This is a genomic window from Rhizobium tibeticum, from assembly GCF_900110205.1.
In the GTDB taxonomy this organism is placed as follows: domain Bacteria; phylum Pseudomonadota; class Alphaproteobacteria; order Rhizobiales; family Rhizobiaceae; genus Rhizobium; species Rhizobium tibeticum.
In genome coordinates this window covers 23,686-46,460 of sequence record NZ_FOCV01000038.1, presented here as the reverse complement: position 1 = coordinate 46,460, position 22,775 = coordinate 23,686, and the positions used below count along the sequence as shown (strand labels likewise).

Below are 22,775 nucleotides of genomic sequence, written 5' to 3'. Positions count from 1 at the left end.
GGGTCGTGTTCAACCTTTGAAACTCTCGTTTAAAAGAGCCGACCCCCGAGGCCGAGCTAGTATCGAACGACTCACCGTTCTGTCCTATCTCTCCAACGCGTGGGGTCAACCTATATTGCTTCCCGTGGAAATCCAAGCCTTTTCTTCGCAATGACACCAATGTCCTGTTTAGTGCTTTACGTTGCCGCGCATCACTTGAGCGCGAACACAAGCGCCCGGTCATTCTGGCCGTAATCTTTCACGGATTCCAGAAGCTTGAAGCCCTCAGCCTCGAAAACGTCTGTCACGTCGTTTCGCTGATCGTAGCCGATCTCAAGTCCCACAACGCCGTCGGGCTGTATGAACCTAGCCGCATCTTTGGCGATGGTTCTGTAGGCGTCAAGCCCATCCGCGCCGCCATCCAGTGCGGCAGGTGGATCAAATTTCGTCACTTCGGGAGCGAGAGTGTGAACGATCTTAGATGCGATATAGGGCGGATTTGAGACAATCGCGTGAAACGCGCCGTGGATGTTTTCAAACCAACTGGACTGAATGGTTTCGAAGCGATCCCGCAATCCGTTTCTTTCCGCGTTTGATTGTGCCGTCCTCAACGCATCGGCTGATATGTCACTGCCGACGCCTGACGCTTCCGGACATTCGCTCAACAGCGCAAGGCATATCGCCCCAGTTCCGGTTCCTAGGTCCAGGATATGGATACGGCCCTCGGTATTTGCAAGATCGCGCAGATAAGGAAGCATCGTGTCGACGAGAATTTCGGTGTCAGGCCTGGGCTCGAGGGTTTCGGCAGACAATGATAGTGGTAGGCCGTAGAACTCGCGTTCGCCAAGAATGCGGTGAACCGGCTCATGCGCCAGCCGACGCTCGATTGCTTGCTCGATGCTTGCCACCTGCTCCGTGCCGACGGTTTCGGGGCCCCGCGTGACGGTAGCAGTCGTCGAAAGACCAAGTAGCCCTGCGACCAGCACGCGGGCATCCGCGGCAGCGCTCTCTATGCCGGCTTCGGTGAACCGACGGCGGGCCTCGGCCAGCATTTGGGAAACCGTAGGCCCGGCCTGTTTCCCGCTCTTGCTCATTGCTGCTCGCCGAGTTGCGCCAGCTGGCTCGCCTGATAATCGGCCATCAGCGCGTCTACCACTTCGTCGATCTCGCCGACCATCATCCGATCGAGCTTATAGAGCGTCAGGTTGATGCGGTGGTCGGTCACGCGCCCCTGTGGGAAGTTGTAGGTGCGAATGCGTTCGGAACGGTCGCCGGAGCCGACCTGGCTCTTGCGGTCGGCGGAGCGCTCGCTGTCGGCGCGTTGTCGCTCGGCGTCATAGAGCCGCGAGCGCAGAACCTGCATCGCCTTGGCGCGGTTCTGGTGCTGCGACTTCTCGGAACTGGTAACGACGATACCGGTCGGCAGGTGCGTGATGCGCACGGCGGAGTCGGTGGTATTGACGTGCTGGCCGCCGGCGCCGGATGAGCGCATCGTATCGATGCGGATGTCTTCCGGCCGGACCTCGATGTCGATGTCTTCCGCCTCCGGCAAGACCGCGACCGTCGCGGCCGAGGTGTGGATACGCCCGCCCGCTTCCGTTTCCGGAACGCGCTGGACGCGGTGGACGCCGGATTCGAATTTCAGCTTGGCGAACACTCCCTTGCCGGTAATCGTCGCGATGATCTCCTTGAAGCCGCCCGCTTCGCCTTCACTCGACGACAGCACTTCCACCTTCCAGCCGTGGGCGGCGGCATAGCGCTCATACATCCGGAACAGGTCGCCGGCAAAGAGTGCAGCTTCCGAGCCACCGGTGCCGGCACGGATTTCCAAAATGGCGCTCTTCTCGTCGGCTGCGTCCTTAGGCAACAACAGGATCTGGATTTCCTGCTCCAGCGCCTCCAGCTGCTCCTTTACCTCAGGCAGTTCCAGCTCGGCCAGATCACGCATTTCGCGGTCCACCGACTTGTCGTTCAGCAAGGTTTCGAGGTCTGCAAGCTCGGCAATCGCCTTCTCGTAGGCGCGGATCTTCGTGACGACGGGCTGCAGCTCGGAATATTCGGAGGCAAGCTTGACATAGACATCGGCCGCCGGGCCGGCCGACATGCGCGCTTCGATCTCACCAAAACGGCGTTCCAGCTCGCGCATCTTTTCAACGGGAAGCTTCGCCACCCTTCACTCCGATTCTGCTTGTCTTGAACTAAAGAGGAATATTGTGAGCATCGGCGAAGTGGGCAAGCACGTCGCGCATTGAAGTCGGCGACTTGGTATCGTCAAGCGCCTCATTCATCACCTTTGCCAGCGCCTCGGCATCAAGGCCGAGCAACATCGCCTTGACCGGACCGATCGACGCCGGCGACATCGATACCGAACGGAAGCCGATGCCGAGCAGCGCCATCGCGGAGATCGGCTTGCCGGCAAGCTCGCCGCATAGCGTCACCGGCGTGTTGTTGCGTTCGCCCGCCCGCACGATGTCGCGCAGGATCCTGAGGAAGGGCTTGCCAAGCGGATCGAAGCGGTCGGAAACTCGCGCATTGCCGCGATCGACCGCCATCGAAAACTGGAAGAGGTCGTTTGACCCGACCGAGACGAAATCGACGGCCGACATCAGCTCGTCGAGCTGCCAGAGTAGGGCCGGCACTTCCAGCATCGCGCCGAACTGCAGCTTGCGTGGCAGACCGTGGCCGAAGCGGGACAGGTGTTGCACTTCCTTCTGCAGGAGGTCGCGCACCGCGGCGATCTCGGAAACCTCGGTCACCATCGGCACCATCAGCTTCAGCTCCATGCCCGCCGCCGCCTTCAGCATGGCACGCAACTGCGTGCGCAACAGACCCGGACGATCGAGCGACAGGCGGATCGCCCGCCAGCCTAGAGCCGGATTTTCTTCCTCATGGCCGCGGAAATAGGGAACGACCTTGTCGCCGCCGATATCAAGCGTGCGGAAGGTCACGACCCGCCCGGCCGCCTGTTTCAGGACGTTGCGATAGAACAGTTCCTGCTCTTCCGCCTTTGGCATGGTGGAGGCGATCATGAATTGCAGCTCGGTGCGGAACAGGCCGATGCCTTCGGCGCCCGAGTCCGAAAGCTGCGGCAAATCGACCAGCAGCCCGGCATTCATCATCAATGACACGCGCTGCCCATCCTTGGTGCGCGGCTCGACGGAGCGCAGCGCCCGGAACTGCTCCTGCCGGCGGGCGCGGAACCGTACCTTTTCCTCGTAGGAACGCTGATGCTCAGGCATGGGGCGAAGATGCACATGCCCGCCATCGCCATCGATGATCACGGCATCACCGTTTTCGGCAAGCGCCACCACGCCCGCGGCCTGGCCGATCACGGGAATGCCCATGGCACGCGCGACGATCACCACATGGCTCGTCACCGCACCTTCTTCCAGCACGAGGCCGCGCACATTGGCACGCGGATACTCGAGCAATTCGGCCGCCCCCATCGCACGCGCCAAGATGATGGCGTCGCTCGGGAAGCCATCCCCCGCCGTGCGGCCGGTATAGCCGGTCAACTGCCGCAACAGCCGGTTCGCCAGATCTTCGAAATCGTGCATCCGCTCCCGCAGATAGGGATCGGTCATGCGAATCATGCGCGCCTTGGTGTCGCTTTGCACCTTCTCTACCGCGGCTTCCGCCGTCAGCCCGTTACGGATCGCTTCCTCAAGCTTGCGCACCCAGCCCTGGTCATGGGCGAACATGCGGTAGGTTTCCAAAACCTCGCGGTGCTCGCCCTCCATCGAAACGTCGCGCTGCGACAGAAGGTCGTCAATCGAGATGCGGAGCGACCCGAGCGCCTCGCTGAGACGACGGATTTCCTTCTCGGAATCCTCGTTCAGCAGGTTTGTGACGACGATACGCGGCTCGTGCAGCACGACGTAACCCAAGCCGATACCTTCGTTATAGGTGTCGCCGTCGATGGTCACCGAACGCGTCAGGTCGAGCTCGAGGCCAGGCTTGGTGATCTTCTTGAGCTCGCCGGTAGCAATCATCTCGGCGAGCACCATCGCGGTCGTCTCGAGCGCTTCGAGCTCTTCTTCGCGATAGGTGCGGCTTGCCTTGTTCTGCACGACCAAAACGCCGAGCGAACGGCCGGTGCGCAGGATCGGCACGCCGAGGAAGGAATGATAGATCTCTTCGCCGGTTTCCGGCAGGTAGCGGAAGGCCGGATGCGATTGCGCGTCGGAGAGATTGAGCGGCTGCGCCGATGCGGCGATCGTGCCGACCAGACCCTGCCCCATCTTGAGCTGGGAGAGGTGGACCGCTTCCTTGTTCAGACCTTCGGTTGCATAGAGCTCGAGGACGCCGTCGGCACGCAACACGTAGACGGAGCAGACCTCCGCCACCATGTTGCCTGCAATCTGGCGAACGATCCGATCGAGACGTTCCTGCGGCTCCAGCGGCTCCGCCATCAACTCGCGTAGCCGCTTGAGCAGCACGCGCGGACCGCCGGAAAGGTCTCTCATTGCGTCTCAAGCTCCAAAACAAACATCAAAGTCTCACAGCCAACAGCCGCGTGACTTCTCAACTTGAACGCGCGGCAAGCCTGTTCAGAATCAGTTCTTATCCAGACCGTAGCAGGAATGCAAAGTCCTGACAGCGAGTTCCGCATACGGACCGTCGATCAGGATCGAAATTTTGATCTCCGATGTCGTGATCGCCTTGATATTGATGCCCTTGTCGGCCAGCGCCTTGAACGCGGTGGCGGCAACGCCCGCATGGCTGCGCATACCGATGCCGATAACGGACACTTTCACCAGACCCGATTCGTTCTGAACGACATCGTAGCCGATCTTTTCCTTGTTCTCGCCGAGAACCTTGATTGCCTTGTCGACGTCGCCGGAAGGAACCGTGAAGGTCATGTCGGTCTTCGAGCCATCTTCGGAGATGTTCTGGACGATCATGTCGACGTTGATGTGGCTTTCGGCCAGTGGCCCGAAGATCGCCGCCGAAACGCCCGGCCGGTCGGCAAGACGGCGAAGCGAGATCTGAGCCTCATCCTTGGCATAGGCGATGCCGGTGACTACTTCCTGTTCCACGATTTCATCCTCGTCACAAATCAGCGTTCCGGGCGGATTCAAGAAATCACCCATGCCCGGAGCATCGGGATCTTCGAAAGAGGAGCGCACGAAGGTACGGACCTTGTGCACCATAGCGAGTTCGACAGAGCGAACCTGCAGGACCTTGGCGCCGAGCGAGGCCATTTCGAGCATTTCCTCGAAGGCGATCTTCTTCAGGCGGCGCGCCTGCGGCACGATGCGCGGATCGGTCGTGTAGACGCCGTCGACATCGGTGTAGATGTCGCAGCGATCGGCTTTGACCGCAGCGGCGATCGCGACCGCGGACGTATCCGACCCACCGCGGCCGAGCGTCGCGATGCGATTGTCGGGTCCGAGCCCCTGAAAGCCGGAGATGACGGCAACCTGACCTTCGCCCATGCGCTTGATGATGTCGGAGCCATCGATCTCGAGAATGCGGGCGGCGCCATGGGCGTTGTCGGTGCGGATCGGAATCTGCCAGCCCTGCCAGGAGCGGGCGTTGATATCCATCGCCTGCAGAGCGATTGCGAGCAACCCGGATGTCACCTGCTCGCCGGATGCGACGACCGCATCATATTCGCGCGCATCGTAAAACGGCGAATTGGCGCCAACGACCTTCGGCGCGCCCTGCACCCAGCCGACGAGCTCGTTCGTCTTGCCGGACATGGCGGATACGACGACCGCCACTTCATGGCCGGCATCGACTTCACGTTTTACATGGCGGGCAACGTTCTTGATGCGGTCCAGATCAGCGACGGACGTTCCGCCGAATTTCATTACGATGCGTGCCATATGCCTCTACCACGACCTAGCGCCGAGAGAGACCAAAGCCAGACCCGGCATCACGAGCCCTGTATGGAACCGCATGGCTGAAGAGCCAGGAATTGGGAGTTCTGGAACCCTTCTAAAGCCTTGCGCCCCCTAGGGCCCAAGTTGCCGCGTCTCTTAGCGAGTTTGTGGGGGGGTGGCAAGGTGCGCAAAGGAGAATGAGGGCGTGACGGAGCGGAAGGCAGATAGACGTCCTTGAAGTGAATGGGCTCGACGCTAATTGCAGCCCATCGGCCAGGACTCAAGTAAGGGGGAGCCTATGGAGCGATATGGCTTGCACGACATGAACAACACTGACCGCCGACGGTGTTTGGTGCACCTCCGTTCTGGGACCGTTCATGAGCATGTAGGGGCAACAGAAGAAGCCGTTGCCGGCCTGCTGCGTCCGTAATTTAGAGGGGATGAAGTTTGTCGCAGCCCGTTCTGTTCACGCCGTTTCGCGTCCGCAATCTTGAGCTTGCCAATCGGATCGTGATTGCACCGATGTGCCAGTACTCTGCCGAGGATGGTTGCATGACCGATTGGCACATGATCCATCTCGGCCAACTGGCTTTGTCGGGCGCAGCCCTTCTGACCATCGAAGCCACGGCTGTCGTTCCAGAGGGGCGGATCACGTTTGCGGATGCCGGGCTGTACGACGATGCCACCGAAGCGGCAATGGCCCGCACGCTCGAAGCCATCCGCCGCTGGTCCGATATGCCGATTGCCGTGCAGCTTGCGCATGCAGGCCGCAAGGCATCCACGGAGGTTCCGTGGCGCGGCGGCACCCAGTTTCCGCCCGATCACTTGCATGGCTGGCAGACCAAAGCACCCTCCGAGATTGCTTTCAGCTCAAACTATGTGCCGCCAACGGCGCTGGATCAGGAGGGGTTAAGACGCGTGCGGGACGGATTCGCTACCGCTGCGGTTCGCGCTGCGAGGATCGGTATAGATGCCGTTCAACTTCATGGCGCGCACGGCTACCTGCTGCATCAGTTCCTATCGCCGCTTTCCAATCAGCGTTCGGACGAATATGGCGGCTCGCTCGAAAACCGAATGCGGTTTCCACTTGAGGTCTTCGATGCTGTTCGAGCGGCCTTGCCGTCCGACAGAACCGTTACGATGCGGGTCTCTGCAACAGACTGGGTCGAGGGCGGTCTGGACGTCGACCAGGTCATCACCTTTGTCCAGATGCTTGAAGCGAGGGGATGTGACGCAATCCACGTATCGAGCGGCGGGCTGCATCCGGCCCAACAGATCCCGGTCGGCCCCAGCTACCAGGTGCCGCTTGCCCGCGCGATCAAGTCCGCAGTGAACATGCCCGTTGTTGCCGTTGGCCTGATCACGGAGCCGACACAAGCAGAGGCAATTGTCGCTACCGGAGATGCCGACCTGATCGCCATCGCTCGCGCGGCGCTCTACGATCCCCGTTGGCCCTGGCATGCTGCAGCCGCGCTCGGCGGCCAGGTGAAGGCCGCCAGTCAGTATCTCCGCTGCCAGCCGTCGCAGTTCAAATCGCTATTTGTAACCTAACGGCGCGGCGCAGCATTTAGCCACCTGAGCAAGATGCCCCAAAACATTGGGGTTCGGCTCTACGCGGGCGAGCTCCATGCCGGAGCTCCAACGGCCCGAAAGGTGCAGTTGCATCGCGCCACAGAAACAGGCAGCCTAACTGCGTCGAGAAGACGCCGGGCATGATCCACCGACCTGCGTCCATCGCTTCCGACGCAAGGGCTCCGATTGCATATGACGCGTGCGCAGCAAATCGGCGTAATCATTGGCCTCGCTATTGTCGCGGCCTTCACGGTGCTGCGGGCAAGCGATCCGCCGCTCCTGCGGCAGATCCGCGACATCACCTTCGACGAATACCAGCGCATTTCCCCGCGCGTCTTCGAGCCGACGCCGGTCCGCATCATCGACATCGACGAGGCCTCACTCAAGGAATTCGGCCAGTGGCCATGGCCGCGCGACCGGCTCGCGCTTCTCGTACAGCGGCTATCGGATCTGGGAGCAGCAGCGATCGCATTCGATGTGCTGTTTGCCGAACCCGACCGTCTCTCGCCGCGCACCGTCATGCGTGATGTCGCCGGCGTCGACCCGACCTTGCTGAGCCGGTTGCCTGACAATGACGAGCTTTTCGCCGAAGCGATCGCCGGACGACCCGTGGTGCTCGGCTTCGGCCTGACGACCGAAGGCAACTACCGACCACCGGTCAAGGCGGGCTTTGCCTTTACCGGCGAAAGCCCAGTCAACGCCCCTCCCCGCATCGACGCGGCGACACCGGTACGCCCGCAATTGCAGATCAATGCCACAGGTCTCGGCCATATCAGCCTCAATCCCGGCAATCCCTCCGCTGTCGTTCGCAAGGTCCCGCTCTTTCTGACGGATGGCGAGCAGCTCTATCCTAATCTGGCGATCGAGGCTCTGCGCGTTGCCCAAGGTGCTTCAACCTATGTGCTGGCGGCCGCCCCCGAAGCAGCCGACACGCTGACATCGGTCAAGATCGGCGAGTTCGTCGTGCCGGTGACGGCAAGCGGCGAGTTGTGGCTGTATACTAGTCCTGATGTTGCAGAGCGCTATATCTCCGCCGGCAAGATCCTAGCCCCGCAAGGCGTCGATCCGCAGGTCGCTGCTGCCATCGAAGGAAGCATCGTCTTTGTCGGGACATCCTCGGCCGGTCTGCAGGATATTCGGACGACGGCTCTCGGCCAGAACGTCCCTGGCGTTTCCATGCATGCCCAGACCGTCGAACAGATCCTGACCGGTCATTTTCTTTCCCGGCCCGACTGGGCGGATGGAATGGAAATCCTTGCGATTGCCGTGCTGGGCACGATCCTGGTTGTGCTGACCACCTTCGTCAGCCCGGCCGTAGCGCTCGCCTGTGGCCTCTGCATTACGGCACTTGCTCTTGCGGCCTCATGGTTGGCCTTTTCGGCCTGGGGCCTGCTTTTGGACCCGCTGGCACCGATCATTGCCGGCTCGATCATCCATTTCGCCGCCACGTCGTTTCGCATCCTCGTCATCGACCGCGAGCGACGCGAAGTCCGCCGGGCCTTCGGGCAGTATCTTTCACCCTCGCTGCTCTACCGGATCGAGCACACTCGCAATGCGCTGCGCCTCGGGGGCGACGATCGAGAGTTGACGGTGATGTTCGTCGACGTGCGCGGTTTCACCGAACTCAGCGAACGGCTGCAGCCAGCCGAGGTCGTCCGCTTCTTGAACACGCTGCTCGATGCGCTGAGCCGCCACGTGACTGCCAATGAAGGCACGCTCGACAAGTTTATCGGCGACTCGATCATGGCCTTCTGGAACGCCCCGGTGGACGTGATAAATCACCCTGCCAAGGCGACCCGCGCCGCCCTTGCCATGCGTGAGACGCTCGCTTCACTCAACACATCAGATGCCTTCGGCTTTGGTCAGGACTATCAGGTCGGCATCGGCGTCGGCATTCACACAGGCCTTGCTTGTGTCGGCAATATGGGGGCGGAGACGCGCTTCAACTATTCTGCCGTCGGCGATGCCGTCAACGTCGCGGCGCGGATCGAATCCGCCTGTAAGGAGGTTGGCTTCGATATTCTCGTCTCGGAGAGCACGGCCGCCGAACTGCCGCATTTCGCGCTCCTCGACGCCGGCTTGCTCGGACTGAAGGGCAAGAGTAGCAGGGCGCGGCTCTACGCAGTCGTCGGTGGTGAACAGGTTCGCGGCTCGAGCGCCTTTGCCGAAATGCAGCGGATCCACACGGAGCTTGTCGCCGCGCTCCGCACTCATTCGGCCGAAAGCCGCAAGATGCTCAACATCGCCAAGCTCAAGGCTGCGGAACTAACGGCGATCCTGCCCCAATTCTACAGCCGCCTCGGGCGCCGAGCCGATCATTTCCGCGACAATCCCGGCAATGACGATGACGCTATTCGTACCGGTTTGCCGCGCGAAACCAAGCTTCACCTTGAGCCTTAGTTATCGCTCCGGTGACCATGACGTCCGTTGCGATCGCGGTCGTCATCGTCTCCGTCATGCCCGCGGTGATCGCGGTCATGGTGGTCTCGACCATAGTGATCCCAGTCGTGATGGTGATGGTGATGATCAGGCTTGTTCGGTTTATCAGGCTTGTCCGGCGTGTCGGGCTGATCCGGCGTGTCCGGCGCTTGCTGCGGCGCTTGCTGCGGCGCCTGCTGTGGAGCCTGGGGCGCTTGCTGGGGCGTCTGAGGTGCCGGCCGCTCCTGCCGTTGCTGTGGCTGCGGTCGTTCCTGGCGGTCCTGGCGCAGTGATGCCAGCCCGCAACTGGTGCGAATGCCGCCGAGTGCGCCTGAGAGCTGCTGATCCCCGGAAAGGAACGGCAATGCTCGTGGATTGCTCAGTGTCTGCAGCGTACGGCGGTCGACCCGGCTGGGATCGGTCATTCTGCCGCCGCGGGTTGCGATCACGCAGTCGCACTGCTGCCGCAACTGCCTGCAGCCACCAGGCCCGCAGAAGCTCGCCGCACCGTTGAGCAACACGATGGCCGTCGTGCCATTGGAGCCGACGTAGAAATCGAAAGCCGTGCCGCGTACGCCGATTGTCCCGGCCGGGGTTACGATCGAATAGGCCGACGACGCCGAATTGCCACTGATCCACCGGAACGTGCCTTTCGCCGCCTTGATCGAGAGCCGCTTTACGGAAGCGGAATCGTCATAGACGAACTTGTCGATCACAACCGTCGATCCAGCGCCGACAGCAAGCTTCGTTCCGTCTTTGAATATGAACTGTCCGAGACCCGACGATGACGTGCGGATGCGCTCGTCTTTGTGGACGGGCGATCGCACCACCAGCGGGCCGGTCCGACCGGACACCTCCGTTCGGATCAATGTCGCTTGTCCGACCGGCTCGGCAGACAAGGCCAGCATCGGACTAAACAAAGCAAAGATGACGCCTGCAGCGACGGCACCACAGAAGCGAGACATGATCGACCCTCAACAAACCGTCAGTATATTAGCATATTGTTAACTTTAGCGTCTCCTCATCTTCTTGATGTAGGCAGGACCACTTTTCACTTCGTCTGGGAGTTGCTTGCGACGTCACGTCCGCGGTCAGCTCTTGACTTCCTCACAGCTTCGTCCGACTTCACTCAGAACGGATGCGAGGAACGGAAATATGAGCGAAGCGGCAAAAAGCACGATCGACCAGCAAGAGGTGGACCGCTTCTCGGCGATGGCGGCGGAATGGTGGAACCCCACCGGCAAGTTCAAACCGCTGCACAAATTCAATCCCGTGCGGCTCGCCTATATCCGCGACAAAGCAGCCGAAAACTTCGGCCTGGACGTGCGCAGCGCAAGGCCGCTGGAAGGTCTTCGCGTGCTTGATATCGGCTGTGGCGGCGGTCTGCTCTCGGAGCCGGTTGCACGCATGGGTGCCAGTGTCGTTGGTGCGGATCCATCGGAGAAGAATATCGGAATCGCCTCGACACACGCGAAAGCCTCCGGCGTTCCCGTCGATTACCGTGCGATGACGGCCGAGCAGCTCGCCGAGGCCGGCGAGAGCTTCGACATCGTTCTAAACATGGAGGTCGTCGAGCACGTCGCCGACGTCGATTTTTTCCTGGGCACCTGCGCCAGGATGGTGCGGCCTGGCGGGTTGATGTTCGTCGCAACGATCAACCGGACCATGAAAGCCGCCGCACTCGCCATCTTTGCCGCGGAGAATATCCTGCGGTGGCTGCCGCGCGGCACTCATCAGTATGAGAAGCTCGTTCGCCCCGAAGAGATCGAAAAGCCCGTTACGGAAAACGGCCTCTCGATTGTCGATCGCACAGGCGTGTTCTTCAATCCGCTGTCAAACCAGTGGAATCTGTCGAAGGACATGGACGTGAACTACATGATGCTGGCGAAACGCACTGGCTAATCGCATTCGCGGGGGTTCAGGCGACCCCTCGACGCGTCTGCCGCGAGCCGCAGCACTCCTTGAAAGGCTTGCCCGAGCCGCAAGGACACAGGTCGCGACTGCGCCGTTGCAAGCGACCGATCAAAGGCACCTTCACCGCCGATGGCAGCGCCGATGCCACGAAGGCCACCAGCTTCGCCGAAAAGCCCGGCACGACCAGGCGGCGGCCGGATTTGAATCCGCGCCAGGAACGCTCCGCCACATAGTCCGAGCTGAGCTTTGGCAGGATCTTGAACAGTGCAGCCCGGCCAGCACCTGACCGCTCGAGGAATTCTGTCGACACCGGCCCGGGCGCGACGCAGGTAACCGTCACGCCGGTAGATCTGACTTCCTGATGAAGGGCCTCCGAAAAGGAGCGGACGAACGCCTTGCTGGCATAGTACAGCGCCATGTTCGGACCGGGCGTGAAACCGGCAATGGAGCCGAGATTGAGAACGCCGCCCCGTCCGCGTGCCACCATTCCCGGTAGGAAATGCAACGTCATATCCGTCAGGGCGCGGATGTTGAGGTCGACCATGCCGAGCTGGTCGGCGATCGGAAGCGTTGTCGCCGGACCGCGCAAACCATAGCCGGCGCTGTTGACCAGAACGTCGCAGGCCAAGCCGTTGGCCGTAAGGAAGTCCTGCAGTCGCGTCGAGGCGTCGCTTGCAAGAAGGTCGAGCGACAGGGTGAATGCTTGGCCACCGGCCGTTTTCACATCGTTTGCAGCAGCAGCCAATCCGTCCAATGATCGCGCAACGAGGACGACGGTCGCACCTTCTCGGGCGGCCACCTTGGCAATTGCCCGGCCAATGCCGCGCGACGCCCCGACCACGACGACCGCGGGGCGCCATGTTTCACGCTGTTCGTCGGTCATGACGCCGTCCCCGACACCGCCTCGCCCGGGATCGCATCACTTGACGCCATGCCTCGGACTTCATCGGCGATCGCCCCGTTCAGGATGCTCTCGAAGCGAACCAGGGCGCGGGCGACATTGGCGCCATCCATCACCCGATGGTCATAGTGGATGCGGACGGTGACAGTTCCGTCTTCGGAAATCGAGCCATAATTGAAAATCGTGGTCAGCGGCGTCAGCGGGTTCAACGATTCTGCCCCCAGGCCCGAATACACCGACAGCTGGAATGTGCCGAAGCGCCGCCCGCGCTGCCGTCCGAGGTTCAGCCCGAGCCACATCAGGAGCCAGCGGACCGGACCGGGCGCGCGCGCAAACTTCAGTGCCCTGCGGAACTGCTTGATCTCGTGAATCGGCTTTGATCTGGCTGCAAGAAACAATTCCTCGATCTCGGCAATCGGCCGATGCTCCGGATCCTTGATCGTGCTCAACAGGACGATCCGCTCGCCCTCATGCTCGCGCTCATGGGCAACGGAGGCGATACTGACCGGATACTCGTAGAGCTGCGGCCGGGGTAATTTGACATAGGCGCGCCGCAGTTCCGGCACGTCCTGGCTGAGGAGCGCATAACCCTTCAGGAACAACACGGTCCAGGACGTCTTGCTCTCTTGCGCCATCCTCGCTTGTTGCAGCGGCGCAAGATTCATCTGCCGCTGCACCGTGACGCGCGGCACGCCGATCGAGAACCTCATGAGGTCTCCGACAAGACGTCGTGATGGCGAAAGCTTGATGGCGCGTCCCCGCATCATGCGTCCTCTAGTAGATGTAGGGGATAATTCGCTTCGTCCGGTCCATGTAGGCGCGATACTCAGAGCCGAAAATCTCCAGCATCATGCGCTCCTCCTTGTCCACCCGCAAAAAGAAGAGAATTGCGAAGCCGATGACGCCAGCCAGCCCCACCACCCAGTTTGCCAGCAGAAACGCCTGGCCGAGTGCCATGAGCAGAAAGGACGTATACATGGGGTGGCGGACGAGTGCGTAGGGGCCGTGGGAAATCAGCTCGTGCTTCTCGCGAATCTGCAGGGTGATCGACCAGTTGCGGCCGAGCGCCTTGTGCGTCCTGCGGAAGACCCACATGGCGGCGCAAAACAACATTGCGCCGAGGATCACCGCCCACGAATGCGCCGTATAGTCGGCAGCCTCCGGCATCCCCGTCGCGACATAGAAGCCGGGAACAAAGGCAAGTCCCAGGAGCGCGACGGAAAGACCTGCCGCTTCTACACCCGAGCGACGGTCGCTGACCACCCTTGTTCGCCTCGCGCGACGTTCCGAAGGATAGCGAATTGCGTACCAGGCAATGATGCCAAGCACCCACACAATTTTACCAATGAGAGCAACGCTCAATTCAGATCACCGGAGCCCTTCGTCGATCATGCAGAAGCGATGGACCCAACGGGCTCGCTCCGCACTCACGTATTCATCTCTCGAAGCTTTGTAATGAACTCTTGCGGCCGAAGCCAGATGCTGGGCGTCTTGTATCCCATGGAACGTGCGATCTCGCCGACGAAATTGTTGCAATTGTCGACCGTGGCCTGCCACAACTTCGATTTTGCCTGTAGCTGGCGAATGAAGGCGACAGTTTTATTGTATTCGGCCTGGGTGAGCAGGATGCGCCAGCTTGCCGAACGATAGGCTTCCTCGAGGTCTCCGTCTGTCGCCCCGGTTGACGCAGGAACGGGAATGAAGTGCCCGAGAACGTAGGGCGCGGCGTCAGGAGAAGCCGGCGCAAGCCCGGCGACCTGCGGATTGATCATCCCGCCGGCATTGTTCAGGCGCCCGAAAACCGCATAGGTATGGCCATAGGTCAGCGCATAGCGTGAACGGAATTCGATGAAATATTGGCCTTCGCGCTGGGAGGCTTTACTGACTTGTGCGCCCTGGGCGTCCGAGATGAACCTCGGTTGCGGTGGCTTGTCGTCCGATTGGCAGGAAGTGAGCGCGAGAGCAAAGAAAACGAGAAGGGATAGATGGCCTTTTGCAAGCGTCATAACTACGCGTCATCTCCGAGATCGAATGAGCACAGACACTCACGCAAAGATGCCAGCCTAGAGTTGCGCATCTGCGCGTAGGCCGCCTGGCTCCGACAACGATTTGGGGGAGGGGCCACACAAGTCCCTCCCCCTTACTCAAAGGTCAGATGTTACTTGGTGATTGGGGCGGCCTCTGCTATTGGCGGCGGGGCTTTGCCCTTGCCCTTACCGACTGATCCGCAAGCGCTAAGGCTCGAAACGGAAAACAACGCAACAAGGCACATGATTAGGATTCTGCTCATCAAGTAGTCCTCTCCGTTAGCATGGAATAGGTTATCGAAGGCAACGATTCTACTAATAGCGGTAAAATAGCCACAAGCCAAGTGCAGAAAGGGCACAGTGCGCCGCCGCGTCACGCAAGCGCCGCGCAATGCTAACAGACCGTGGCAATATCGATACAAAATGTAAGTATCATATGACCAAAACGCTGGTCCCCACGGGGGCGCGGCCATAGAGATGAATGATGTCTTCATTGGTCATGCGGATGCAACCATTCGACACAGCCTGTCCGATCAGCCACGGTTCGTTTGTTCCATGGATACGGAAATAGGTATCTTGCCCGCCTCGGTAGAGATAAAGCGCCGCCGCACCGAGAGGATTGTTTTCGCCTCCGGGAACACCGCCCGCGTACTGCGCCAGACGCGGCTTGCGCTCGATCATGCTCGCTGTTGGCGTCCACGACGGCCACTCGGCTTTCCGGCCAATAACGGCGCCTCCCTTCAGCGTGAGTCCTTCCTCGCCGACAGCAACACCATAGCGTGTCGCCTGGCCCTCACCCTCGATGAAATAGAGATAGCGCTCGTAAGTGTTGACGACGAGGCTGCCCGGCGGCTCGCTGCCTGAGTATGCAACCTCCCGCCGCCGGTAGCGGGAACTGACACGCGTCGAAGAAAAAGGATTCCCTATCGGCCAACTCGCTGTGGTGCATCCAGAAGCCATCAAAGCGACACAGCCCAAGACAAGGCCACGGCGCGTAATATGGTCGTTATCCATTGGTACCTGCTAAGAATTGCTGAGCCCTATTTCCTTCCTTTAGCATTCCGTTGTTTTCAGGCCAAGCCTCAACTCCGCAGAGAATCCAAAGCCTCCACAAACATCATATGCGGGGCGTCGATCGGCAGGCCGACCCGTCCTTTCCTTACAGAAACCATCCTATCGTTGTATAAGTCCTTCATAACGGCATCGCTTTGGAAAGCGCCTCTTGCGGGAACAAGCGCCGCAAAGCTAGGTTGGAGCGGTTTTGCGCGCTGGCGCCAGCGCGCATCTGAATTTCGAGGAGGCTGCAGCTGCTCAGGTTTGCAGTTGTCTTGTCGCAGGGGGAGCGATAGCAGGAAACGATGAATCTTGGTTTCGAAGGAAAAGTAGCGATTGTCACCGGCGCCGGTTCCGGCATCGGCGCGGCCATCTCCCGCCGATTGGCTGAGGAGGGTGCGCAGGTTGTCGTCGCAGATATCAATGCCGACGCAGCCGAGCGGGTTGCCGATGAAATTCGCGCGCAGGGAGGCCTATCGCGCCATTTTGCCGTCGACGTTACCGATGCGGCAGCGGTGGAGAAGCTGATTGGAACGGTCGTTGAGACGTGCGGTGGTCTGCATCTCGCCGTCAACAATGCCGGCGTCGACGGCGTGCGCAAGGCAACCGGGGACTACCCGCTCGACAACTGGCACAAGCTTTTGGACGTCAACCTCAATAGCGTTTTCTACTGCATGAAATACGAGATCGGGGCGATGCTGGCTGGCGGCGGCGGTGCGATCGTCAACATGTCCTCCGTTCTCGGCGTCGTCGCCTTGCCGATTGCATGCGCCTATACGGCGGCCAAGCACGGCGTCGTGGGACTGACAAAAGCGGCCGCAATCGAATATGCGCGCTTCGGCATCCGCATCAATGCGGTTGGGCCTGGCTGGATCGAAACGCCGCTTTCGTCAGAGCATCGCGATATTGCAAGCAGCCGACGCATGGAGGCGCTGCAGCCGATGGGTAGACGCGGCACGCCGGAGGAAGTGGCAGCACTCGCCTGCTTCCTATTGTCCGAGCAGGCGAGCTTCATCACCGGCAGCTACCATCTCGTGGATGGAGCCTACAGCGCGCATTAGCTTAATTCACATCGTCGGGCAGAACAGGTAGGGCGGCAATCTCGATGCCTTCGTCCAGAAGCGCCTGTGCCTCATCCGCCGTGGTCTGCCCGATGATCCCGCGGGCGTCGCTCTCGCCGTAGTGGATCTTGCGCGCTTCCTCGGGAAACCGCGTTCCGACATCCTCGGAATTCGCCTTGATCGCCGCGACGGCCCCTTTCAGCTTCTGGAACGCCTCCCGACGCATCGTATCCATCGCGAGCGTCTGCATCTCATCCTTCCTGCGCGCGGTTGAAACGGAAGGCGCCATCAGGAGCTTGGAGACGGACGCGGAATTGCAGACGGGACAAACGAGAAAGCCGGATGCGACCTGGCGATCGAAGTCGGCACTTTCAGAAAACCAGCCTTCGAATTCGTGGGCATTTTCACAACGCAGCGAATAACGGATCAAGCGGCCACGCCTCCTGCGACTGCCCCTGCAACCCTCTCGATTGAGAAATCCCGACCGTTTTTCAGGTTCGGAATCTTGTCATGGGCGGCCTTGACGGCGGCGCGATCAATCTCGGCGAGGATGATGGCCTCGTCAGTCGGGCCGGCCGAAGCCAGCACACGGCCCCACGGATCGATGATCATCGAATGGCCGAACGTCTCACGCCCATCCTCGTGACGGCCGGCCTGGGCAGCGGCGATCACAAAAACGCCGTTCTCGATTGCGCGCGCCCGCAGCAGGATTTCCCAATGTGCTTCGCCGGTCTGCTTCGTGAAGGCAGCCGGCACTGTCAACACTTCGGCCCCGGCCACAGCCTGGGCGCGGAAAAGTGCAGGGAAGCGAACATCATAGCAGATGGCAAAGCCCATTTCAGCAAAGGGAAGCGACAATACGCGCGCCTCTGATCCTGGACGGTAAGCGGCGCTTTCACGCCAGCTCTCGCCATTGTCGAGATCGACATCGAACATGTGGATCTTGTCGTAGCGATTGAGGACCTTGCCGTCGGGAGCGAAGAGATAGCCACGATTGGCGAGCTTGCCGTCATCCAGCGCGATTGCGGTCGACCCCACGTGCATGAAGATGCCCAGCTCCCGCGCCAGCTCCGAACCAGTACGAACGATGACATCGTTGGTCTCATCGCGCAGCAGCGCCTTGGCGGCCGCCCGATCGCGCTGCAGCATGCCGGTCATTTCGGGAGTCTGGACATAGGTCGCGCCCTTTCCCGCAGCCTCGCGAACCAGGCGTGCCATTGCAGCCGCGTTCCTCTCGGGATCGACGCCGGAACACATCTGGATGGCGGCAGCCCTAAACGTCATCGCTCTTCCTTACACGGCAAGCAGAGGATCGAGCTCGCCGGCCCGATCTAGCGCATAGAGATCATCGCATCCGCCGACATGCTGCTCGCCGATGAAGATCTGGGGGAACGTCGTGCGGCCGTTCGACTTGCCGATCATCTCCTGGCGAAGCTCAGGAACAAAGGTCGCATCGTGCTCGACGAATTCGACGCCCTTTTCGGACAGCAGCGACTTGGCGCGCACGCAATAACCGCAGGCTTGGCGCGTGTAGATGGTGACGGGTGCCATGAGAACTCCAGACAAATTCAAGTTATCTTTTCGTCATATAGTTTCTGAAAGAGCCCTTGCAAAGGTCAAAACCGTGATGTCCGCCGCCCCGCTTTGCGAAGCACCCTGGCTGCCGCAGCAACCGTGGCACCGGTTGTGTAGAGGACAAGCCGCTTGCCAAGACGTCGTTATCCCGCTCCTTGCCGGTGGCGAAAACACCGCGAATATTCTCCTCGCGCGCCTTTGCGCCGAACTCCACCTGTGGGGGGCGCGCTTGAGCAGGCGGAGCGCCTTTCCGGATTGCTGCGCCCCCTCGGCCTCGTCCGGAAAGAGAGCGCGTTTCGCCTCTGAGGAAAATCGCCTTGCGGCACCGCTCCGGCGGGACTATGCAACGCACCATGGATATCATCTTCGACCAGGCTCGGATCGCGACAAGCAGACATCGCGCGCTTCTCAACTACGACCCGAAGGCGACCTTCCTCCTCGATATAGCCGCAGAAGAACTCGGCGAGCGCCTCGCCGTGGTCGAACGGACCTTCGAGCACGCAGTCGAACTGCACGGTGCCACGGGCGCGGCGGCCCACGCTGCGATCACGACCGGCAAGATCGGACGACTGACGCGGGTCGAGAGCGAACGAGCTTATGCGAAGGCGGAAGAGGCCTTTATCGAGGCCGCGCTGGAAGAGGTTCCCCTGGAGCCGCAGTCCGCCAACCTCGTGTTGGCGCCGCTCAGCCTCCACCTGACCAACGATACGCCCGGCGTTTTCATCCAGATCCGCCGCGCCCTCAAGCCGGATGGGCTCTTTCTTGCCGCGATTCCTGGGGCAGGCACGTTGCAGGAGTTGCGGGAAGTGCTGCTGGCGACAGAAATCGAGATGACCGGGGGCGCGAGTCCACGAGTCATCCCTTTCGCCGACGTGCGCGATGTCGGTGGCCTGATGCAGCGCGCTGGCTTCGCCCTGCCCGTAATCGACGCCGAAACCTACACGGTACGCTACGACTCCATCTTTCCGCTCATGAAGGACTTGCGGGCAATGGGCATGACCAACCCGCTCGTCGCGCGCAGCCGCAAGCCTCTGACACGCGCCTTCTTCCTCCGGGCGGCTGAAATCTACGCCGAACGCTATGCCGATCCGGACGGCCGGATCAGAGCAACCTTCTCGATCATCTATGCCTCGGGATGGGCACCGCACGAAAGCCAGCAGAAACCTCTTCGCCCGGGATCGGCGAAGGTCAGGCTCGCGGATGCGCTGAAGGTCGAGGAACACAAGCTGAAGCAGTAGGTGTCCGCTTCTTTTAGTTCGGTACGGTCATATTGTTGCTGATGGCGAGAAGCACGTTGGCGAGGTTGCCACTCAGCGCTCCGAATCCAGCGATCATACCGACCGCGACCAGTGCCGCAATCAGGCCGTATTCAATTGCGGTTGCGCCACGGCCGTCTGCCAGAAATGCCCTTACTACTCGCATGCCCACCTCGGCGCTAGAGCGGCAGTCGTAAAGCGTTGCGGCTGCCGCTGCAGCAACGCCAGTGTCAGCAGCCGACCCCGCTTCCGTAGCCCTGAACCACGCAAACGGAACCTGGCGTCTCCTGAAGGACGCTCCGGCGGATCGTATAGCGCTTGCCGCTCTCGGTCTTCGGAATCGAGCCCGTCGTAATAGTATCGAATTCGGACGGTGCGCTCGCGAAGACGCTCGACTTGGACTTGTCGGCAAGCATCGGCGTCAAGATCAAAGTCAAGGCAACAACAGCCGTGCCAAACAGCAGCGCGATGTTTAGCACTCCCGTTCTGCTCGAGGCAGTCGAGGCCTGTTCTTTCTCTCTCACAGCTTTCCAGAAATCGTCGTCCATGCGTCAAGCCTTCCACACACACGCCAGTTGCTTGATTGAGGCCGATATTTGGCAGAAGGTGTTAAACGATCGATTAATATCCACACCCAAATTGGACGCTTGCCGGATAATAATCAGACGTTTCTAAAGTAGATCCTGCAATATCGGAATGAGCGGCTCGTCGGCAGGCGGCATGGGGTAGTGACGCAGAGCCTGCGGCTTCACCCATTTCAACGCCTGCCCTTCTTTCCCGTGCGCAATTCCTTCATAGCGCCGGCAGATGTAGAGCGGCATCAGAAGATGGAACTTCTCGTAGGTGTGGCTCGCGAAGCTCAGCGGCGCCAGACAGGCGACCTTCGTCGTGATCCCGAGCTCCTCGTGAAGCTCTCGCACGAGCGATTCCTCCGGTGTCTCGCCCGGCTCAACCTTACCGCCGGGAAACTCCCAAAGTCCGGCAAGCGACTTTCCCTCGGGACGCTGCGCCAGCAGAATGCGCCCGTCGGAATCGATCAGGGCGCAAGCGGCAACAAGCAGAATGCTTCGGGCTGCCTTGCTCATCGCGACGGCTCCTGTCGCCAATAGGAATAGCGGTAGGCCTCATGGAAGCCGAACCGTTCGTAGAGCGCCAAAGCCGGAGCATTCGTCGCCTTCACCTGCAACCAGGCGGAACGGGCGCTGCGCATCCTGGCCCAGCGCAGGGCGGAGGTCAGGATTTCGATGCCAAGTCCTTCGCGACGACGTTCCTTGGCGACAGAAAGCGACATGATGCCGGCGAGGTCATTGTCCTGAACGCAAAGGACGGTCGCCAGCGGCCCCGTCTGCGCGTCCTCAATCATGAAGAGACCCGATGGCGGCTTGATCGCATTGATGATCTCGGCGAGTGCCGGCTTCAGCTTGGACGACACCCCGTCGGTTGCCAGGTTGGCATCCACGAAGCGGCCGATATCGTGCGTCGGCAGATGGTCAAGTGTATCCGGCAGCTCCGCATGGGCAAGATCGCAGGTCATGACGATCGTCTCGTCGAATGATGCCCACTGCTGCTTCCGGATGAGATCGATCAACACCGGCGAGGCGAGCGGCGTCTGACGCAGGACCGCCGGGCGGCCATAGGCTTCGAACTTGCGGCTTGCCTTGGCAAGGCGAATCTCGACATCGCGGTGATCCGAGGGATCGAGCGGCACGATCGAGTTCAGCCGGTTGGACGGGTGACCCGCGGTCAGCCGTACCTGCCAACTGCCGTCATACTGCACGGACGAAGCCGGCCAGGCCCGGAAGCCGACGGCCTCCAGCCTGCGCACGAGCGGCAGATTCGCATTCTTGGGTAATGTTTCAGTCAATGAAAGATCAGCTCCGGTAGTCACCGTTGATGGCGACATACTCCTTTGTAAGGTCGCACGTCCAGACCGTAGCGGTGCCGTTTCCGAGACCAATGTCCACCTTCACAGGAATATCCTGCCTTCTCATTACGTTGGTCGCAGCTTCCTCGGAATAGCCGGCGTCGCGCTCGCCGTTGACGGCAACACGCACATCGCCGAACCAGATCGCCAGCCGGTCGCGATCGGCCATTTCACCCGATTTTCCGACGGCCATGACGATGCGGCCCCAGTTGGCATCCTCGCCGGCGGCGGCAGTCTTGACGAGCGGCGAATTGGCGATCGAGAGCGCGATCTTCTTGGCCGCGGCGTCGCTTTCGGCACCTGTCACGGTGATCTCGAGCATCTTGGTTGCGCCTTCGCCGTCGCGCACGACCTGCAGCGCAAGATCCCTGAGAAGATCGTTAAGGGCAGCACGGAAGGAGGCAAGGCGCGCGTCGTCGGCGCTCTCAATACGGGTCTGGCCGTCTTCGGCTGCCGCGCCCGTAGCAAACAGCATCAGCGTGTCGGAAGTCGAGGTGTCGCTGTCGACCGTCATCGAATTGAAGGTCGGATCGACGCCCGCCGACAGGAGCGACTGCAGCGCGGCCGGAGCGATATCCGCGTCGGTGACGACGAACGAGAGCATGGTCGCCATATCAGGCGCAATCATGCCGGCGCCCTTGGCGATGCCGTTGATCGCCACCTTCACGCCGCCGATCTCCGCGCTGCGGGTCGCAACCTTCGGATAAGTGTCGGTAGTCATGATCGCCTTGGCTGCCTCGAACCAGAAGTCGCCGGTCGCATCCTTGTGCATCTGGTCAAGAACGCCAGAGAATTTCGTCGCGTCCAGCGGTTCGCCGATGACGCCGGTGGAAGCGAGGTAGACTTCGTTCTCGCCGCAGCCCACAGCGGTAGCAGCGGACTTTGCCGTCAGGGTCGTCGCCTCGCGGCCCTTCAGGCCGGTGAATGCATTTGCATTGCCGGAATTGACGACAACGGCGCGTGCCGCGCCATGCGGCAGGTTTGCGCGGCAGAAGTCGACGGCTGCCGACGGGCACTTCGAGCGGGTAAAGACGCCGGCGACTGCGGCCGGCTTGTCGAACACCATCATCAGCACGTCGGTGCGGTTCTTGTACTTGATGCCCGCCGAAGCGGTGGCCATGCGCAGACCGCGCAGCGCCGGCATGGAGGCATAGGATTTCGGAGCGAGCGGAGAGATGGAACCGGACATGGCGATCGACCTGGTGGCTGGGAGGATTTCCGGGGCGAAGTATAAGCCGGCTCGCCCTGCGGAAATACGACAACGATT

General features: G+C 61.0%; 24 protein-coding genes and 1 pseudogene. 5 read left to right on the top strand and 20 right to left on the bottom strand.

Annotated features, from left to right (window positions below):
* Positions 1-191: 191 nt before the first annotated feature.
* The 4 genes from prmC to BSG20_RS28885 all read right to left on the bottom strand — a co-directional run bounded on the left by prmC (position 192) and on the right by BSG20_RS28885 (position 5,810).
* On the bottom strand, positions 192-1,073 hold the full coding sequence (gene prmC, locus BSG20_RS28900) for a peptide chain release factor N(5)-glutamine methyltransferase (protein ID WP_072380906.1): 882 nt from the start codon (positions 1,071-1,073) through the stop codon (positions 192-194).
* Positions 1,070-2,149: a peptide chain release factor 1 gene (gene prfA, locus BSG20_RS28895; RefSeq protein ID WP_072380904.1), complete on the bottom strand. Its 1,080-nt coding sequence runs from the start codon at positions 2,147-2,149 to the stop codon at positions 1,070-1,072. Before prfA ends, prmC begins: the two co-directional genes overlap by 4 nt.
* A 28-nt stretch (positions 2,150-2,177) precedes the next feature.
* Positions 2,178-4,445 carry a phosphoenolpyruvate--protein phosphotransferase gene (gene ptsP, locus BSG20_RS28890; RefSeq protein ID WP_093041548.1) on the bottom strand — a complete coding sequence of 756 codons (2,268 nt, stop codon included), beginning with the start codon at positions 4,443-4,445 and terminating at the stop codon, positions 2,178-2,180.
* A 90-nt stretch (positions 4,446-4,535) separates the two neighbouring features.
* Positions 4,536-5,810: an aspartate kinase gene (locus BSG20_RS28885; protein WP_072380900.1), complete on the bottom strand. Its 1,275-nt coding sequence runs from the start codon at positions 5,808-5,810 to the stop codon at positions 4,536-4,538.
* A gap of 444 nt (positions 5,811-6,254) precedes the next feature.
* Here BSG20_RS28885 and BSG20_RS28880 point away from each other — a divergent pair, with 444 nt between their 5' ends.
* Positions 6,255-7,358 (top strand): NADH:flavin oxidoreductase/NADH oxidase, encoded by a 1,104-nt coding sequence (locus BSG20_RS28880; RefSeq protein ID WP_072380899.1) that lies wholly within the window; start codon positions 6,255-6,257, stop codon positions 7,356-7,358.
* Between the two features lie 213 nt (positions 7,359-7,571).
* Complete coding sequence (locus BSG20_RS28875; protein WP_072380898.1) at positions 7,572-9,779, top strand: CHASE2 domain-containing protein; 2,208 nt, start codon at positions 7,572-7,574, stop codon at positions 9,777-9,779.
* On the opposite strand, the gene BSG20_RS28870 is transcribed toward BSG20_RS28875, so the two are convergent.
* The gene (locus BSG20_RS28870) at positions 9,776-10,762 is read right to left on the bottom strand and encodes a FecR family protein (protein WP_072380897.1); all 987 of its coding nucleotides are present in this window, start codon (positions 10,760-10,762) and stop codon (positions 9,776-9,778) included. The two genes, BSG20_RS28875 and BSG20_RS28870, sit on opposite strands and share 4 nt — an antisense overlap.
* 190 nt (positions 10,763-10,952) lie before the next feature.
* Between BSG20_RS28870 and ubiG the strand changes: the two genes are divergently transcribed.
* Positions 10,953-11,699 carry a bifunctional 2-polyprenyl-6-hydroxyphenol methylase/3-demethylubiquinol 3-O-methyltransferase UbiG gene (gene ubiG / locus BSG20_RS28865; protein WP_072380896.1) on the top strand — a complete coding sequence of 249 codons (747 nt, stop codon included), beginning with the start codon at positions 10,953-10,955 and terminating at the stop codon, positions 11,697-11,699.
* A gap of 16 nt (positions 11,700-11,715) precedes the next feature.
* Here the strand turns inward: ubiG and BSG20_RS28860 are convergent, their stop codons facing one another.
* The 6 genes from BSG20_RS28860 to BSG20_RS28835 form a co-directional block, all read right to left on the bottom strand.
* Positions 11,716-12,594 carry an SDR family NAD(P)-dependent oxidoreductase gene (locus BSG20_RS28860; protein WP_072380895.1) on the bottom strand — a complete coding sequence of 293 codons (879 nt, stop codon included), beginning with the start codon at positions 12,592-12,594 and terminating at the stop codon, positions 11,716-11,718.
* The gene (locus tag BSG20_RS28855; RefSeq protein ID WP_072380922.1) at positions 12,591-13,376 is read right to left on the bottom strand and encodes a hypothetical protein; all 786 of its coding nucleotides are present in this window, start codon (positions 13,374-13,376) and stop codon (positions 12,591-12,593) included. Before BSG20_RS28855 ends, BSG20_RS28860 begins: the two co-directional genes overlap by 4 nt.
* Positions 13,377-13,386: 10 nt before the next feature.
* Complete coding sequence (locus BSG20_RS28850; RefSeq protein WP_072380894.1) at positions 13,387-13,974, bottom strand: protein-S-isoprenylcysteine O-methyltransferase; 588 nt, start codon at positions 13,972-13,974, stop codon at positions 13,387-13,389.
* Between the two features lie 65 nt (positions 13,975-14,039).
* A complete protein-coding gene (locus BSG20_RS28845; protein ID WP_072380892.1) occupies positions 14,040-14,618 on the bottom strand; it encodes a hypothetical protein in 579 nt (192 codons plus the stop codon).
* A 152-nt stretch (positions 14,619-14,770) separates the two neighbouring features.
* Positions 14,771-14,902: an ABC transporter gene (locus BSG20_RS37835; RefSeq protein ID WP_072380920.1), complete on the bottom strand. Its 132-nt coding sequence runs from the start codon at positions 14,900-14,902 to the stop codon at positions 14,771-14,773.
* 169 nt (positions 14,903-15,071) lie between these two features.
* Entirely contained in the window at positions 15,072-15,653 is a 582-nt protein-coding gene (locus tag BSG20_RS28835) for a L,D-transpeptidase (RefSeq protein WP_072380890.1), read from the bottom strand.
* Between the two features lie 344 nt (positions 15,654-15,997).
* Here BSG20_RS28835 and BSG20_RS28830 point away from each other — a divergent pair, with 344 nt between their 5' ends.
* Positions 15,998-16,753 carry an SDR family NAD(P)-dependent oxidoreductase gene (locus BSG20_RS28830; protein ID WP_072380888.1) on the top strand — a complete coding sequence of 252 codons (756 nt, stop codon included), beginning with the start codon at positions 15,998-16,000 and terminating at the stop codon, positions 16,751-16,753.
* A 1-nt stretch (position 16,754) separates the two neighbouring features.
* Here BSG20_RS28830 and BSG20_RS28825 read toward each other — a convergent pair whose 3' ends face one another.
* The 4 genes and pseudogenes from BSG20_RS28825 to BSG20_RS37830 form a co-directional block, all read right to left on the bottom strand.
* A complete protein-coding gene (locus BSG20_RS28825; protein ID WP_072380887.1) occupies positions 16,755-17,183 on the bottom strand; it encodes a DUF1178 family protein in 429 nt (142 codons plus the stop codon).
* Positions 17,180-18,037 carry a carbon-nitrogen hydrolase family protein gene (locus BSG20_RS28820; RefSeq protein ID WP_072380885.1) on the bottom strand — a complete coding sequence of 286 codons (858 nt, stop codon included), beginning with the start codon at positions 18,035-18,037 and terminating at the stop codon, positions 17,180-17,182. Before BSG20_RS28820 ends, BSG20_RS28825 begins: the two co-directional genes overlap by 4 nt.
* Positions 18,038-18,046: 9 nt before the next feature.
* Positions 18,047-18,304 carry a glutaredoxin 3 gene (grxC, locus tag BSG20_RS28815; RefSeq protein WP_072380883.1) on the bottom strand — a complete coding sequence of 86 codons (258 nt, stop codon included), beginning with the start codon at positions 18,302-18,304 and terminating at the stop codon, positions 18,047-18,049.
* Positions 18,305-18,337: 33 nt separating this feature from the next.
* Positions 18,338-18,545: pseudogene (locus BSG20_RS37830) on the bottom strand (ComF family protein); the annotation flags it as partial.
* 136 nt (positions 18,546-18,681) lie between these two features.
* Between BSG20_RS37830 and BSG20_RS28805 the strand changes: the two are divergent.
* Entirely contained in the window at positions 18,682-19,566 is an 885-nt protein-coding gene (locus tag BSG20_RS28805; protein WP_072380918.1) for a methyltransferase domain-containing protein, read from the top strand.
* Positions 19,567-19,579: 13 nt separating this feature from the next.
* On the opposite strand, the gene BSG20_RS28800 is transcribed toward BSG20_RS28805, so the two are convergent.
* The 5 genes from BSG20_RS28800 to argJ form a co-directional block, all read right to left on the bottom strand.
* Positions 19,580-19,750 carry a Flp family type IVb pilin gene (locus BSG20_RS28800; RefSeq protein WP_072380881.1) on the bottom strand — a complete coding sequence of 57 codons (171 nt, stop codon included), beginning with the start codon at positions 19,748-19,750 and terminating at the stop codon, positions 19,580-19,582.
* Positions 19,751-19,814: 64 nt separating this feature from the next.
* Positions 19,815-20,132, bottom strand: coding sequence for a hypothetical protein (locus BSG20_RS28795; RefSeq protein WP_072380879.1), 318 nt, complete (start codon positions 20,130-20,132; stop codon positions 19,815-19,817).
* Positions 20,133-20,255: 123 nt separating this feature from the next.
* Positions 20,256-20,669 (bottom strand): 8-oxo-dGTP diphosphatase MutT, encoded by a 414-nt coding sequence (gene mutT / locus BSG20_RS28790; protein WP_072380877.1) that lies wholly within the window; start codon positions 20,667-20,669, stop codon positions 20,256-20,258.
* Positions 20,666-21,487, bottom strand: coding sequence for a GNAT family N-acetyltransferase (locus BSG20_RS28785; protein ID WP_072380876.1), 822 nt, complete (start codon positions 21,485-21,487; stop codon positions 20,666-20,668). The genes mutT and BSG20_RS28785 overlap by 4 nt, the downstream gene beginning before the upstream one ends.
* Entirely contained in the window at positions 21,456-22,697 is a 1,242-nt protein-coding gene (gene argJ / locus BSG20_RS28780; RefSeq protein ID WP_072380874.1) for a bifunctional glutamate N-acetyltransferase/amino-acid acetyltransferase ArgJ, read from the bottom strand. The genes BSG20_RS28785 and argJ overlap by 32 nt, the downstream gene beginning before the upstream one ends.
* Between the last annotated feature and the right edge of the window lie 78 nt (positions 22,698-22,775).

Bases quoted from the DNA above. Each gene is read 5' to 3' on its own strand.
- prmC (WP_072380906.1), bottom strand. From the start codon at position 1,073: ATGAGCAAGAGCGGGAAACAGGCCGGGCCTACGGTTTCCCAAATGCTG.
- ptsP (WP_093041548.1), bottom strand. From the start codon at position 4,445: ATGAGAGACCTTTCCGGCGGTCCGCGCGTGCTGCTCAAGCGGCTACGC.
- BSG20_RS28885 (WP_072380900.1), bottom strand. From the start codon at position 5,810: ATGGCACGCATCGTAATGAAATTCGGCGGAACGTCCGTCGCTGATCTG.
- BSG20_RS28875 (WP_072380898.1), top strand. From the start codon at position 7,572: ATGACGCGTGCGCAGCAAATCGGCGTAATCATTGGCCTCGCTATTGTC.
- BSG20_RS28870 (WP_072380897.1), bottom strand. From the start codon at position 10,762: ATGTCTCGCTTCTGTGGTGCCGTCGCTGCAGGCGTCATCTTTGCTTTG.
- ubiG (WP_072380896.1), top strand. From the start codon at position 10,953: ATGAGCGAAGCGGCAAAAAGCACGATCGACCAGCAAGAGGTGGACCGC.
- BSG20_RS28860 (WP_072380895.1), bottom strand. From the start codon at position 12,594: ATGACCGACGAACAGCGTGAAACATGGCGCCCCGCGGTCGTCGTGGTC.
- BSG20_RS28855 (WP_072380922.1), bottom strand. From the start codon at position 13,376: ATGCGGGGACGCGCCATCAAGCTTTCGCCATCACGACGTCTTGTCGGA.
- BSG20_RS28845 (WP_072380892.1), bottom strand. From the start codon at position 14,618: ATGACGCTTGCAAAAGGCCATCTATCCCTTCTCGTTTTCTTTGCTCTC.
- BSG20_RS37835 (WP_072380920.1), bottom strand. From the start codon at position 14,902: ATGAGCAGAATCCTAATCATGTGCCTTGTTGCGTTGTTTTCCGTTTCG.
- BSG20_RS28835 (WP_072380890.1), bottom strand. From the start codon at position 15,653: ATGGATAACGACCATATTACGCGCCGTGGCCTTGTCTTGGGCTGTGTC.
- BSG20_RS28830 (WP_072380888.1), top strand. From the start codon at position 15,998: ATGAATCTTGGTTTCGAAGGAAAAGTAGCGATTGTCACCGGCGCCGGT.
- BSG20_RS28820 (WP_072380885.1), bottom strand. From the start codon at position 18,037: ATGACGTTTAGGGCTGCCGCCATCCAGATGTGTTCCGGCGTCGATCCC.
- grxC (WP_072380883.1), bottom strand. From the start codon at position 18,304: ATGGCACCCGTCACCATCTACACGCGCCAAGCCTGCGGTTATTGCGTG.
- BSG20_RS28805 (WP_072380918.1), top strand. From the start codon at position 18,682: ATGGATATCATCTTCGACCAGGCTCGGATCGCGACAAGCAGACATCGC.
- BSG20_RS28800 (WP_072380881.1), bottom strand. From the start codon at position 19,750: ATGCGAGTAGTAAGGGCATTTCTGGCAGACGGCCGTGGCGCAACCGCA.
- BSG20_RS28795 (WP_072380879.1), bottom strand. From the start codon at position 20,132: ATGGACGACGATTTCTGGAAAGCTGTGAGAGAGAAAGAACAGGCCTCG.
- mutT (WP_072380877.1), bottom strand. From the start codon at position 20,669: ATGAGCAAGGCAGCCCGAAGCATTCTGCTTGTTGCCGCTTGCGCCCTG.
- BSG20_RS28785 (WP_072380876.1), bottom strand. From the start codon at position 21,487: ATGTCGCCATCAACGGTGACTACCGGAGCTGATCTTTCATTGACTGAA.
- argJ (WP_072380874.1), bottom strand. From the start codon at position 22,697: ATGTCCGGTTCCATCTCTCCGCTCGCTCCGAAATCCTATGCCTCCATG.